The sequence below is a fragment of the Streptomyces longisporus genome (assembly GCF_039532765.1).
Taxonomy (GTDB): Bacteria; Actinomycetota; Actinomycetes; order Streptomycetales; family Streptomycetaceae; genus Streptomyces; species Streptomyces longisporus.
Map to the genome: position 1 here is coordinate 56685 of NZ_BAAASG010000014.1, position 13670 is coordinate 70354.

The window sequence follows — 13670 nt, forward strand, 5'->3', positions numbered from 1 at the left end:
CGACCGTTGACTTCGAACGATTGCCTGGGTAAATGGAAAACTTCTCGCTGATCCTCGCGATTGTGGTGGTAACCGCACTCGCGTTTGATTTCACGAACGGTTTCCACGACACCGCCAACGCGATGGCCACCACCATCTCGACCGGCGCGCTCAAGCCCAAGGTCGCGGTGGCCATGTCCGCCGTGCTGAACCTTGCGGGTGCCTTCCTCTCCGTGGAGGTCGCCAACACGATCTCCAAGGGTCTCGTCGACGAGACCGGCATACGTCCCGAGGTCATCTTCGCGGCGCTGGTCGGCGCGATCCTCTGGAACCTGCTGACCTGGCTCGTCGGGCTTCCCTCCAGTTCCTCACACGCCCTGATGGGCGGGCTGATCGGCGCCACCGTCGCCTCCGCCGGCATCGGCGCCGTCCACGGTGACGTGCTCGTCACCAAGGTGCTGCTCCCGGCGGTCGCGGCCCCCGTGGTCGCCGGCGTGGCGGCGATGCTCGCCACCCGGTTCTCCTACGGCATCGGCAAGAACGCCGACGGCGATGCCACCCGCAAGGGCTACCGCGCCGGCCAGATCGCCTCGGCGGGCCTGGTGTCCCTGGCCCACGGCACGAACGACGCACAGAAGACGATGGGCATCATCACCCTCGCGCTGATCGCGGGCGGCTCCATCGCCCCCGGCTCCAACCCTCCCACCTGGGTGATCCTCTCCGCGGGCCTCGCCATCGCGCTCGGGACCTACATCGGCGGCTGGCGCATCATCCGCACCATGGGCAAGGGCCTGACCGAACTCGAGCCGCAGCAGGGCTTCGCCGCCCAGACCAGCGCGGCCACGGCGATCCTCGCCTCCTCGCACCTCGGGTTCTCCCTCTCCACCACCCACGTCGTCTCCGGTTCGGTGATGGGTGCGGGCCTCGGCCGCAAGGGCGGTGTGGTCCGCTGGTCGACGGCGACCCGCATGCTCGTGGCCTGGTGTCTGACGCTGCCGGCCGCGGCGCTGGTCGGCGCGGGCGCGGAGTCCGTGACGGATCTCGGCGACTGGGGCACCGCCGTCGTCGCCGTCTTCCTGGTCGTCGCCAGTGCGGCCATCTGGAAGATCTCCCGGCGCGAGGTCGTCGACGCGTCGAACGTCAACGAGAGCGAGGAGCCGCCCGGCGTGGTGACCACGGCCATCGCCGCCGTGACCCCGCCTCCCACGGGCACGGTGACCGAGGACCTGACGGCCACGATCCCCGCCCCGGCCCCCGTGGCCGCCGTCCCCGACCCGGCGACGCCGCCGGCCGCGGCCGTCTGAGCCCGCCCACCCGGTACGAAGGAAGAGAAGCAGCATGAAGATCGACTGGGCAGCCCTGGGCTCCGTCTTCGGCGTCAGCCTCGCGGTCACGGTGGGCCTCGTGGCCCTGTTCACCCTCGGCATCATGGGCCTGTCACGCCGCGAGCGGGCCGTGGCGCAGGGCAACTCGGCGTCCCTGGCGGTGGCCGGCGCATATGTGGCCTTCGCGGGCTGCGCGGCGGCCGTGGCGTACGGAATCCATCTCGTGGTGGCCAAGGCCTGAGGCCGCGGCCGGACCGCCTTTCCGCACCGTCCCGTGGGGCGAGGAAGCACCCTTTCGTGCTCCCTCGCCCCACGGGTTTTTCCTGCCCGGTTCGGAGCGCCGGGTGTGGGCCTCAGCACACTCCCCCGTCGCAGGTCAACGGCAAGTTGACTGCCGTTCGGGGGCGTGGTGGACTGCCGAAGCCATCTACGGCGGCGCGAGAGGAAGCCGGTGCAAGTCCGGCGCGGTCCCGCCACTGTCACCGGGGTAGTAAGCCCCGGGAGCCAGGAACTCTCACCGCCGGTCTCGTCGAACCAGGGCGTGGACACCCTGAGTGAGGACATGTCGCCATGCCAGCCTGCCGTTTGAGGTTCAGGACCAGGTCGCTGCCCGACCCCACGGCCGGCTGAGCCGATGCGTGCCGATCGCGTCTTCGCGTACGGCGCCGCCGCCGGCCTCCTCGGTGACCATCTGCTCGGCGATCCGCGCCGAGGGCATCCGGTCGCCGTGTTCGGGCGGGCCGCGGGCGCCGTGGAACGGGTGTTGTGGCGGGACCATCGCGGGTGGGGCGCACTGCACACCGCCGTGTGCGCCGGGAGCGCCCTTGCGCTCGGTGTCGTCGCCCAGCGGGCCGTACGTCCGTCCCGTACCGCCTCCCTCGCCCTGACCGCCGCCGCCACCTGGGCCGTCGTCGGGGGGACTTCGCTCGCGCGCGAAGCCCGTGGCATCGGGCGTGCGCTGGAGGCCGGGGACGTCGAGGCCGCGCGGGCCAGGCTGCCGCATCTGTGCGGGCGGGATCCGCAGGCCCTGGACGCCGACGGGATCGCGCGGGCGGTGGTGGAGTCCGTTGCCGAGAACACCTCCGATGCCGTCGTGGGGGCGCTGGTGTGGGGGGCCGTGGGCGGGGTGCCGGGGCTGCTCGGGTTCCGGGCCGTCAACACGCTCGACGCCATGGTGGGGCACAAGTCGGCCAAGTACCGGCGGTACGGGTGGGCTTCGGCGCGGCTGGACGATGTGGCGGGGTGGCCGGGGGCCCGTCTGACCGCCGTACTTGCGACGGTCGCGGGGGGTGACCGTCGCGGGGCGGTGCGGGCCTGGCGTTCTGACGCCAGCAAGCATCCCAGCCCCAATGCCGGGCCTGTGGAGGCGTCGTTCGCAGGGGCGCTCGGGGTGCGGCTCGGGGGGACCTTGTCCTACGGGGGGCGGGTCGAGCATCGGCCTGTGCTGAACGAGGAGGGGCGGGCTGTGGAAGTCGGGGACATCGAGCGGGCCGTGCGGTTGTCGCGGCGGGTGGGGTGGCTGGCGCTGGGGGTCAGTGCGGCCGGGGCGGTGCTGCGGGGCCGGGTCGCACGGCGCCCGGCGGTGGGGGCTGTTCCCACTGCCGGCAGGCAGTTGTCGAGGGGTGTGTCATGACCGGCGGTGGGCTCCTCGTCGCCGGTACCACCTCCGACGCCGGGAAGAGTGTCGTCACCGCCGGGATCTGTCGTTGGCTGGTACGGCAGGGGGTCAAGGTGGCGCCCTTCAAGGCGCAGAACATGTCCCTGAATTCGTTCGTGACGCGCGAGGGTGCCGAGATCGGGCGGGCTCAGGCCATGCAGGCTCAGGCCTGCCGGGTCGAGCCGACCGCGCTGATGAACCCCGTGCTGCTCAAGCCCGGTGGCGAGCAGAGCAGCCAGGTCGTGCTGATGGGCAAGCCCGTCGGCGAGCTGAGTGCGCGCGGGTACCACGGTGGGCGGCAGCAGCAGCTTCTGGGGACCGTGCTCGACTGTCTCGCCGAGTTGCGGGGCACGTATGACGCCGTGATCTGTGAGGGTGCGGGTTCTCCCGCCGAGATCAACCTGCGCCGGACCGACATCGTGAACATGGGGATCGCCCGCAACGCGCGGCTTCCCGTGCTCGTGGTCGGTGACATCGACCGCGGCGGGGTCTTCGCCTCCTTCTTCGGGACCGTCGCCCTGCTCTCGGCCGAGGACCAGGAGCTGGTCGCCGGGTTCCTCGTCAACAAGTTCCGCGGGGACGTCAGCCTCCTGGAGCCCGGGCTGGACATGCTGCACGGGCTCACCGGACGGCGAACGTACGGCGTCCTGCCCTTCCAGCACGGTCTCGGCATCGACGAGGAGGACGGGCTGCGGGTCTCCCTGCGCGGGACGGTGCGGGAGTCGAACGTCGCGCCGCCCGTCGGCGAGGACGTGCTGCGGGTCGCCGTGTGCGCGATCCCGCTGATGTCCAACTTCACCGACGTGGACGCCCTGGCCGCCGAACCGGGCGTCGTGGTGCGGTTCGTGGACCGTCCCGAGGAACTCGCCGACGCCGACCTCGTCGTCGTACCGGGGACCCGGGGGACGGTGAAGGCCCTGGAGTGGCTGCGCGAGCGGGGACTTGCGGACGCCCTGGTCCGCAGGGCCGCCGAACAGCGGCCCGTCCTCGGCATCTGCGGTGGCTTCCAGGTCCTCGGCGAGCACATCGAGGACGAGGTCGAGAGCCGGCGCGGCCATGTGGAAGCGCTCGGAGTGCTGCCCGTGCGGGTGCGGTTCGCCCGCGAGAAGACCCTCACCCGGCCCGTGGGGGAAGCCCTCGGCGAGCATGTCGAGGGGTACGAGATCCATCATGGGGTCGCCGACATAGCCGGAGGGGAAGCCTTCCTGGACGGCATCCGCGTCGGGCAGACCTGGGGTACGCACTGGCACGGTTCGCTGGAGTCGGACGGGTTCCGGCGGGCCTTTCTGCGCGAGGTGGCGGCCGCCGCGGGCCGTCGCTTCGTACCGGCGCCCGACACCTCGTTCGCCGCGCTGCGCGAGGAGCAGCTCGACCGGCTCGGCGACCTGATCGAACAACACGCGGACACGGACGCGCTGTGGCGGCTCATCGAGTCGGGCGCGCCGCAAGGACTGCCTTTCATTCCACCGGGAGCGCCCGCATGAGCACAGTGTTGTTGTTGTCGACCGCCGACACGGATCTGTTGGCCGCTCGGGCCGCGTCCGGTGCCGACTACCGGATCGGCAACCCGACCCGGGTGGATGTGACCGAGGAGCTGCCCGGCCTGCTCGACGGCGCCGACATCGCCGTCGTACGGCTGCTGGGCGGGAAGCGGGCCTGGGAGGACGGGCTCGCCGCGCTCAGGGCGTCCGGGATCCCGACCGTGCTGCTCGGCGGGGAGGCCGTCCCCGACGCCGAGCTGATGGCCGAGTCGTCCGTGCCCGCCGGTGTGGTGGCGGAGGCGCTCAGGTATCTCGTCGAGGGCGGGCCCGGCAACCTGACGGAACTCGCCCGGTTCCTGTCCGACACCGTGCTGCTGACCGGCGAGGGGTTCGTCGAGCCGCAGAAGATGCCGGAGTACGGCGTCCACGGCGAGCGCCCGTTCGTCGAAGGCCGCCCGACCGTCGGCGTGCTGTTCTACCGGGCCCATGAGCTGAGCGGCAACACCGCCTTCGTGGACACCCTGTGCGACGCGATCGAGGCCAGAGGCGCCAATGCCCTACCTGTCTACTGCGGTTCGCTGCGCGGTGCGGACGCCGGACTGTACGAGATCCTCGGCCGGACCGACGCCCTGGTCGCCACCGTCCTCGCCGCCGGCGGCACACATGCCTCGCAGGCGTCGGCCGGCGGTGACGAGGAGGCGTGGGACATCGGGGCGCTGGCCGACCTCGACGTCCCCGTCCTGCAGGGCCTTTGCCTGACGTCGTCGCGTGAGGCCTGGGACGAGTCGGACGCCGCCCTGTCCCCCATGGACGCGGCGATGCAGGTCGCGATCCCCGAGTTCGACGGGCGGCTCGTCACCGTCCCGTTCTCCTTCAAGGAGCAGGGCCCCGACGACGTTCCGGTGTACGTCGCCGACCCGGAGCGGGCCGCGCGGGTCGCCGGGATCGCCGTACGGCATGCGCGGTTGAAGCACAAGGCGAACGCCGACAAGAAGCTGGCGCTCGTGTTCACCGCGTACCCGACGAAGCACTCCCGGGTCGGCAACGCCGTCGGTCTGGACACGCCCGCGTCGGCGGTGCAGGTCCTGGACGCGCTGAAGGCGGCCGGGTACTCGCTCACCGAATACCCCTCCGGCGGCGACGAGTTGATCCACCGGCTCATCGCGGCCGGCGGTCACGACGTGGAGTGGCTGACCGAGGAGCAGCTGGCCGCCGCGCCCGCGCGGGTGCCGCTCGCCGACTACCGGGCGTGGTTCGACAAGCTCGATCCGGAGCTCAGGGACGGGATGCTTCAGGCGTGGGGCGAGCCGCCGGGCAACCTGTACGTCGACGGGGAGGACATCGTCCTCGCCTCCCTCCAGTTCGGGAACGTCGTCGTGATGATCCAGCCGCCGCGCGGCTTCGGCGAGAACCCCATCGCGATCTACCACGACCCCGACATGCCACCCTCGCACCACTACATGGCGGCCTACCGGTGGCTGGAGAACAGTTTCGGCGCCGACGCGATCGTCCACATGGGCAAGCACGGCACGATGGAGTGGCTGCCCGGCAAGGGACTCGGGCTCAGCGGCGGATGCGCGCCGGACGCGGTGCTCGGTGAGCTGCCGCTGATCTACCCGTTCATCGTCAACGACCCCGGTGAGGGCACCCAGGCCAAGCGGCGCGGGCACGCCACGGTCGTCGACCACCTCGTACCGCCGATGGCCCGTGCCGACACCTACGGCGATCTCGCCAAGCTGGAGCAGCTGCTCGACGAGTACGCGCTCGTCTCCGACCTGGACCCGACGAAGGCCCCGGCGGTGCGTGCGCAGATCTGGACGCTGGTCAAGGCGGCCGAGCTGCACCACGACCTGCATGTGGACGAGCAGCCGGACGAGGACGAGTTCGACGAGTTCGTCATGCACATCGACGGCTATCTGTGCGAGATCAAGGACGTGCAGATCCGCGACGGACTGCACATCCTGGGCGGCGGGCCGGTGGGTGAGCCGCGGGTGAACCTCGTGCTGGCCGTGCTGCGCGCCTCGCAGGTGTGGGGCGGGCAGGCGAACGCGCTGCCGGGGCTCAGGGCCTCGCTGGCCGCCCATTTCGGGCTGGTCGAGAAGGAGCTGCTCGCCGAGCCCGGCGCTCCGGTGAAGGTGCCGGTCGAGCTGACCGATCTCGTCGAGGGCCCCGCCCGTACCGCCGCCGACGCCATCGACCTGCTGGAGCAGCTGTGCCGGCGGATCGCCGAGGGCATGGAGGCACGGGACTGGGACGTCGCGCTCGCCCCGGCTCTCGTACGTGGGGTGCTCGGCACGGAACTCCCGGACGCTGTCGCCGTGTTGGAGTTCGCCTGCACCGAGGTGGTGCCGCGGCTGGCCCGTACGACGGACGAGATCGACCACATCCTCAAGGCACTCGACGGCGGTTACGTGCCCGCCGGTCCGTCCGGTTCGCCGACCCGCGGGCTGGTGAACGTCCTGCCGACCGGCCGGAACTTCTACTCCGTCGACCCCAAGGCCATTCCCTCCAGGCTGAGCTGGGAGGTCGGCCAGTCGCTTGCCGACTCCCTCGTCCAGCGGTATCTGCAGGACACCGGCGAGTACCCGAAGTCCGTCGGTCTGACCGTCTGGGGCACGTCCGCGATGCGCACCCAGGGCGACGACATCGCCGAGATCCTCGCCCTCCTTGGCTGCCGTCCCGTCTGGGACGACGCCTCGCGCCGGGTGACGGGGTTCGAGGTGATCGGCCTGGCGGAGCTGGGGCGCCCGCGCATCGACGTCACCGTCCGGATCTCCGGGTTCTTCCGGGACGCGTTCCCGCACGTCGTCGGGCTGATCGACGACGCCGTACGCAAGGTCGCCGAGCTGGACGAGCCCGCCGAGCAGAACTTCGTGCGCGCCCACGCCGACGAGGACACCGCACAGCACGGCGACCGGCGGCGCGCGACCGCCCGGATCTTCGGCTCCAAGCCGGGCGCCTACGGTGCCGGGCTGCTGCCGCTGATCGACGCCCGCAACTGGCGCTCCGACGCCGATTTGGCCGAGGTGTACGCCGTCTGGGGCGGTTACGCGTACGGGCGCGGGCTCGACGGCCGGGCGGCCCGCGGGGACATGGAGACCGCGTTCAAGCGGATCAACGTCGCCGCGAAGAACGTCGACACCCGCGAGCACGACCTCGTCGACGCCGACGACTACTTCCAGTACCACGGCGGCATGGTCGCCATGGTGCGGCACCTGACGGGCGAGAGCCCCGAGGCGTACGTCGGCGACTCCGCCACCCCCGACCAGGTGAAGACGCGGACGCTGGGCGAGGAGACCCACCGCGTGTTCCGCGCTCGGGTCGTGAACCCGCGCTGGATGGCGGCCATGCGGCGGCACGGCTACAAGGGCGCCTTCGAGATGGCGGCGACCGTCGACTACCTCTTCGGCTACGACGCCACGGCCGGCGTCGTGGACGACTGGATGTACGAGAAGCTCAGCGCCGAGTACGTCTTCGCCCCGGAGAACCGGGAGTTCATGAAGCAGTCCAACCCGTGGGCGCTGCGCGGTATCACCGAGCGCCTGCTGGAGGCCGCCGACCGAGGGCTGTGGGCCGAGCCGGACGCGGAGACCCTGGAGCGGCTGCGCGCCACGTACCTGGAGCTGGAAGGCGACTTGGAGGGCGACCAGTGACCACCCCCTTCCCCTTTACGGCCGTCGTCGGCCAGGACGACCTGCGGCTCGCGCTGCTGCTGAACGCCGTGTCACCGGCGGTCGGCGGTGTGCTGGTGCGCGGCGAGAAGGGCACCGCCAAGTCGACCGCCGTGCGGGCGCTCTCGGCGCTGCTGCCGGAGGTGACCGTCGTCCCCGGGTGCCGTTTCTCCTGCGACCCCGCGGCACCGGACCCGTCCTGCCCGGACGGACCGCACGAGCCGGGGCCCGGCACCCGACGCCCCTCCCGCATGGTCGAGTTGCCGGTCGGCGCCTCGGAGGACCGCCTCGTCGGCGCGCTCGACATCGAGCGGGCGCTGGCGGAGGGCGTGAAGGCCTTCGAGCCCGGTCTGCTCGCGGACGCACACCGGGGGATCCTCTATGTCGACGAGGTCAACCTGCTTCATGACCATCTCGTCGACCTGCTGCTGGACGCGGCCGCGATGGGTGCGTCGTACGTCGAGCGCGAGGGCGTCTCGGTGCGGCATGCCGCGCGCTTCCTGCTCGTCGGCACGATGAACCCCGAAGAGGGCGAACTGCGGCCGCAGTTGCTCGACCGGTTCGGACTGACCGTCGAGGTCGCCGCCTCCCGGGAGCCGGACCAGCGGGTGGAGGTCGTACGGCGCAGGCTCGCCTACGACGACGATCCCGCCGGTTTCGCGGCCCGTTGGGCGGACGAGGAGGCTTCTGTACGTCAACGGATCGTCGCCGCTCGGGAGTTGCTGCCGTCGGTGCGGCTGGGTGACGGGGCGCTGCGGCAGATCGCGGCGACCTGTGCCGCCTTCGAGGTGGACGGCATGCGGGCCGACATCGTGATGGCGCGTACGGCCACCGCGCTGGCCGCCTGGGCCGGGCGGACCGAGGTGCTCGCCGAGGACGTACGGCAGGCGGCACTGCTTGCGCTGCCGCACCGCAGGCGCCGTAACCCGTTCGATGCGCCGGGGCTCGACGAGGACAAGCTCGACGAGACGCTGGAGGAGTTCTCCGACGACGATCCCGACCCGGACCCGGACCCGGACCCCGACGGCGGCGGACCGGGCGGTGGCGGGCAGCCGCCCTCCGGGGACTCGGACGGCCCTCAGGGCGGTGACACCGACGCGCGGCCGGAGGCCGGGGAGGGCGGGCAGCCGCAGGCCTCGGGGGCATCCGAGCAGTCCGCCGTACGGGCCTCGGAGCCCTTCCGTACCAAGGTGCTGAGCGTGCCCGGGATCGGTGAGGGGGCCGCCGGGCGGCGCTCGCGGGCGCGGACGGAGCACGGGCGGACGACCGGGGCCCGACGGCCCCGGGGGGCGCTCACCAAGCTGCACCTGGCGGCCACCGTGCAGGCCGCCGCGCCGCATCAGCGGGCGCGGGGGCGGTCCGGGCGGGGGCTGGTCGTACGGCGGGACGATCTGCGGCAGGCGACCCGGGAGGGCCGCGAGGGGAACCTCGTGCTGTTCGTGGTGGACGCGTCGGGGTCGATGGCGGCCCGCCAGCGGATGAGTGCCGTGAAGGGGGCCGTGCTGTCGCTGCTGCTGGACGCGTATCAGCGGCGGGACAAGGTGGGGCTGGTGACGTTCCGGGGGTCGGCCGCCGAGGTCGCGCTGCCGCCGACCTCCTCCGTGGACGCTGCGGCCGTACGGCTGGAGTCGCTGCCTACGGGTGGGCGGACGCCGCTCGCGGCCGGGCTGCTGCGCGCGCACGACGTGCTGCGGGTCGAGCGGCTGCGGGATCCGGCGCGGCGGGCGCTGGTCGTGGTGGTGACGGACGGGCGGGCCACCGGTGAGCCGGAACCGGTCGCGCTGGCCGGGCGGGCCGCCCGGCTGTTCGCGGCCGAGCAGGTCGCCTCCGTGGTCGTCGACTGTGAGTCCGGGCCGGTGCGGCTGGGGCTCGCCGGGCAGCTCGCGGGTGAGCTCGGCGGCACGGCGGTGACGCTCGACGAGTTGCGGGCGGACTCGATCGCCGGGCTGGTCAGGGATGTACAGGGTGGGACCAAGAGGAGGGCCGCGTAATGCCGCAGGGGCAGCCGAGTGTGGTGCCGGACGACGGACTGACGACTCGTCAGCGTCGCAACCGGCCGCTGGTCGTCGTGCACACGGGCATCGGGAAGGGCAAGTCCACGGCCGCCTTCGGGCTTGCGCTGCGGGCCTGGAACCAGGGGTGGCCGATCGGGGTGTTCCAGTTCGTCAAGTCGGCGAAGTGGAAGGTCGGCGAGGAGAACGCACTGCGGGTGCTCGGCGCCTGTGGCGAGGGCGGGACCGTCGACTGGCACAAGATGGGCGAGGGCTGGTCCTGGGTGCAGCGGGACTCCCAGATGGACAACGAGGAGAAGGCCCGGGAGGGCTGGGAGCAGGTCAAGCGGGACCTCGCCGCGCAGACGTACCGGCTGTATGTGCTGGACGAGTTCGCGTACCCGATGCACTGGGGGTGGGTGGACACCGATGAGGTCGTCGACGTGCTGCGGAACCGGCCCGGGACCCAGCATGTGGTGATCACCGGGCGGAACGCGCCCGAGAAGCTCGTCGAGTTCGCCGATCTCGTGACCGACATGTCCAAGGTCAAGCACCCGATGGATGCGGGACAGAAGGGGCAGAGGGGCATCGAGTGGTGATGCCGTCGTGAGTCCCTCCCTGTCCTCCGTCCCCCGGCTGGTCATTGCCGCGCCCTCCTCGGGCAGCGGCAAGACCACCGTTGCCACGGGGTTGATGGCCGCGTTCGCCGCGCGGGGGCTTGCCGTGTCCCCGCACAAGGTGGGGCCGGACTACATCGACCCCGGGTATCACGCGCTCGCCACCGGGCGGGTGGGGCGGAACCTCGACGCGTATCTGTGCGGGCCGGAGCTGGTCGGACCGTTGTTCCTGCACGGGGCTCGTGGGTGTGACATCGCCGTCGTCGAGGGTGTGATGGGGATGTTCGACGGGGCCGCGGGGGAGGGTGAACTGGCGTCCACCGCTCATGTGGCGAAGCTGCTCGGGGCACCGGTGGTGCTGGTGGTCGATGCGTCGTCGCAGTCTCGGTCCGTGGCGGCGTTGGTGCATGGGTTTGCGTCCTGGGATCCGGAGGTGCGGGTCGGGGGCGTGATCCTCAACAAGGTGGCTTCGGATCGGCATGAGGAGTTGTTGCGGGAGGCGTTGGAGTCTGCGGGGGTGCCTGTCTTCGGGGTGCTGCGGCGGGTGGCTCAGGTGGATACGCCGTCGCGGCATCTTGGGTTGGTGCCCGTCGCCGAGCGGCGGGCTGCGGCGGTCGATGCCGTTGCGGCGATGGGTGCGCAGGTGGCTGCCGGGTGTGATCTGGAGGGATTGCTCGGGCTGGCGCGAGGGGCGGGGGCGTTGGCGTGTGCGGCCTGGGATGCGGCTGAGGTCCTGGATTCCTCGCCCCCGCCGCCCCTTCCCGCCCCGACCCTGGGGGCTGCCGCCCCCAGACCCCCGCTTCGGCCTGAACGGCCTCGTCCTCAAACGCCGGACGGGCTGGTGGTCGCTGTTGCCGGGGGGCCCGCCTTCACGTTCTCCTACGCCGAGCACAGTGAACTGCTCGCTGCCGCGGGTGCCGACGTAGTTGTCTTCGATCCGCTCCGTGATGAGCAACTGCCCGACGGGACACGGGGGTTGGTCATCGGAGGCGGGTTTCCCGAAGTGTATGCGAGCGAGTTGTCCGCCAACGAACCGCTGCGCAAAGCCGTCGCCGCGCTTGCGGAGGGCGGGGCTCCCGTTGCTGCCGAGTGTGCCGGGTTGCTTTATCTGTGCCGGGAGCTCGACGGGCAGGCCATGTGCGGGGTGCTCGATGCGAGGGCGCGGATGAGCGGGCGGCTCACGCTCGGGTATCGGGACGCCGTGGCCGTCGGTGACAGTGTGCTGGCGCCCGCCGGGACCCGGATGCGGGGGCACGAGTTTCATCGGACGGTCGTCGAGCCGGGGGCGGGGGCGGCTCCCGCCTGGGGCGTGCGCGCCCCTGCGCCGCGGGTCGAAGGCTTCGTACAACAAGGTGTGCACGCCAGTTATCTGCACACGCACTGGGCGTCCGAGCCCGGTGTCGCCCGTCGGTTCGTGGAGAGGTGCCGGACGTCATGACCAGCAACAACAGCAGCAGGTTGATCGGGGTAGGGGTGGGTCCCGGTGACCCCGAGCTGGTGACCGTCAAGGGGGTCAACGCCCTGCGGGCCGCCGATGTCGTGGTCGTGCCCGTCATGGACACCTTGGAGCGGGGGCGGGCCGAGGCCACCGTGCTGCACTACGTGCCCGCGGAGAAGGTCGTCCGCGTGGTGTTCGCACTGAACGAGCGCAGTGATCGCGGGCGGCGGGAGGCTGCCTGGGACGCGGCCGGGGAGCGGGTCGCGCAGCTGCTGCGGGAGCGGGGCGTCGTCGCGTTCGCCACCATCGGTGATCCCAATGTCTATTCGACCTTCACCTATCTCGCGCAGACCATCGCCGAACTGGTGCCGGGGACCGGTATCGAGACCGTGCCCGGGATCACCGCCATGCAGGATCTCGCGGCACGCTCGGGTGCCGTGCTGACCGAGGGCACCGAGCCGCTCACCCTCGTGCCCGTCACCGCCGGGGCCGGCGTGCTGAAGGACGCCCTCAGCGGGCCGGGCACGGTCGTCGCGTACAAGTTCGGGCGGCAGGCCGGCGAGGTCGCCGAGGCCTTGCGCGAGACCGGGCGGCTCGACGATGCCGTGTGGGGCTCGGCGCTCGGGCTGGAGTCCGAGTCCATCCGGCCGGCGTCACAGCTCGACGGCGAGCCCCTCCCCTACCTCTCCACGCTCATCGCGCCCGCGCCGCGCGACGGCGGCCGCGGCGGCAAGCTGTGACCGGCGCCGGCTCACCCGGCCAGGCCGACCACCAGCCAGATGAACGCCGCCCCCGCCACCGTGCACAGCAGCGTCGAGCGGGCGGGGTGTTCGTGGTGCGCCTCGGGGAGGATCTCGGCGGCGGCGAGGTAGAGGAGTACGCCGCCGAAGAGGCCGAGGTAGCCGCCGAGCAGGCCCTCCGGGATGGTGACGAAGGCCGTGGAGGCCGCGCCGGCCACCGGGGCCACCGCGTCCGCGAACAGCATGGTCAGGGCCTTGCGGCGGGCGTTCCCGTACAGGCTGGTGATCGTGTACGTGTTGAAGCCGTCCGCGAAGTCGTGGGCGACGACGGCCAGCGCGACCGCCGCACCCATGCCGTCGCCGACCTGGAAGGCCGCGCCTATCGCCACGCCGTCCATGGCGCTGTGACCGACCATCGCCGCGGCCGCCGTCAGGCCCACCTCGGGCACACGGCCGTTGCTCTCCTCCCCGCCGTGCGCGGCCTGGCGGGCGGCCAGCAGGCGCTCCACCAGATGGGCCACCAGAAAGCCGGCCACGAACAGAAGCAGGGCCGCCGGTACGCCGAAGACCACTTCACCCGCCGCCTTGAGCGCCTCCGGCAGCAGGTCCAGGCCGACGACACCCAGCATCAGTCCGCCGGCCAGGCCCAGAACCAGGTGGCGGCGGTCGGTCACACGCTGTGCCGTCCAGCCGCCGGCCAGCGTCATCAGGAACGCGCCGAGCGCGACGAAGACCGCCATACGCCCTTGCTATCCGATCAACCCCCGTTCA

General features: G+C 71.9%; 10 protein-coding genes and 1 riboswitch. Of the genes, 9 read left to right on the top strand and 1 reads right to left on the bottom strand.

The features are described from left to right. Nucleotides 1-32 precede the first annotated feature (32 nt). The 9 genes from ABD355_RS29190 (at nucleotide 33) to cobI (ending at nucleotide 12899) form a co-directional block, all read left to right on the top strand. Entirely contained in the window at nucleotides 33-1283 is a 1251-nt protein-coding gene (locus ABD355_RS29190; RefSeq protein ID WP_344403751.1) for an inorganic phosphate transporter, read from the top strand. 34 nt (nucleotides 1284-1317) lie between these two features. Continuing rightward, the gene (locus ABD355_RS29195) at nucleotides 1318-1545 is read left to right on the top strand and encodes a hypothetical protein (protein ID WP_030947947.1); all 228 of its coding nucleotides are present in this window, start codon (nucleotides 1318-1320) and stop codon (nucleotides 1543-1545) included. Between the two features lie 151 nt (nucleotides 1546-1696). Then, nucleotides 1697-1838, top strand: a riboswitch (cobalamin riboswitch). A 100-nt stretch (nucleotides 1839-1938) separates the two neighbouring features. Continuing rightward, nucleotides 1939-2937 (top strand): cobalamin biosynthesis protein, encoded by a 999-nt coding sequence (locus ABD355_RS29200; protein WP_344403754.1) that lies wholly within the window; start codon nucleotides 1939-1941, stop codon nucleotides 2935-2937. Next, nucleotides 2934-4445, top strand: coding sequence for a cobyric acid synthase (locus ABD355_RS29205; RefSeq protein ID WP_344403756.1), 1512 nt, complete (start codon nucleotides 2934-2936; stop codon nucleotides 4443-4445). Before ABD355_RS29200 ends, ABD355_RS29205 begins: the two co-directional genes overlap by 4 nt. Then, nucleotides 4442-8095, top strand: coding sequence for a cobaltochelatase subunit CobN (gene cobN, locus ABD355_RS29210; RefSeq protein WP_344403758.1), 3654 nt, complete (start codon nucleotides 4442-4444; stop codon nucleotides 8093-8095). Before ABD355_RS29205 ends, cobN begins: the two co-directional genes overlap by 4 nt. Continuing rightward, nucleotides 8092-10104 carry a putative cobaltochelatase gene (locus ABD355_RS29215; protein WP_344403760.1) on the top strand — a complete coding sequence of 671 codons (2013 nt, stop codon included), beginning with the start codon at nucleotides 8092-8094 and terminating at the stop codon, nucleotides 10102-10104. The genes cobN and ABD355_RS29215 overlap by 4 nt, the downstream gene beginning before the upstream one ends. Then, nucleotides 10104-10703, top strand: coding sequence for a cob(I)yrinic acid a,c-diamide adenosyltransferase (cobO, locus tag ABD355_RS29220; RefSeq protein WP_344403762.1), 600 nt, complete (start codon nucleotides 10104-10106; stop codon nucleotides 10701-10703). The genes ABD355_RS29215 and cobO overlap by 1 nt, the downstream gene beginning before the upstream one ends. Next, nucleotides 10666-12159 (top strand): cobyrinic acid a,c-diamide synthase CobB, encoded by a 1494-nt coding sequence (locus tag ABD355_RS29225; RefSeq protein WP_344403764.1) that lies wholly within the window; start codon nucleotides 10666-10668, stop codon nucleotides 12157-12159. Before cobO ends, ABD355_RS29225 begins: the two co-directional genes overlap by 38 nt. Beyond that, the gene (cobI, locus tag ABD355_RS29230) at nucleotides 12156-12899 is read left to right on the top strand and encodes a precorrin-2 C(20)-methyltransferase (RefSeq protein ID WP_344403765.1); all 744 of its coding nucleotides are present in this window, start codon (nucleotides 12156-12158) and stop codon (nucleotides 12897-12899) included. Before ABD355_RS29225 ends, cobI begins: the two co-directional genes overlap by 4 nt. Before the next feature lie 11 nt (nucleotides 12900-12910). Here the strand turns inward: cobI and ABD355_RS29235 are convergent, their stop codons facing one another. After that, on the bottom strand, nucleotides 12911-13639 hold the full coding sequence (locus ABD355_RS29235; RefSeq protein ID WP_344403767.1) for a ZIP family metal transporter: 729 nt from the start codon (nucleotides 13637-13639) through the stop codon (nucleotides 12911-12913). Between the last annotated feature and the right edge of the window lie 31 nt (nucleotides 13640-13670).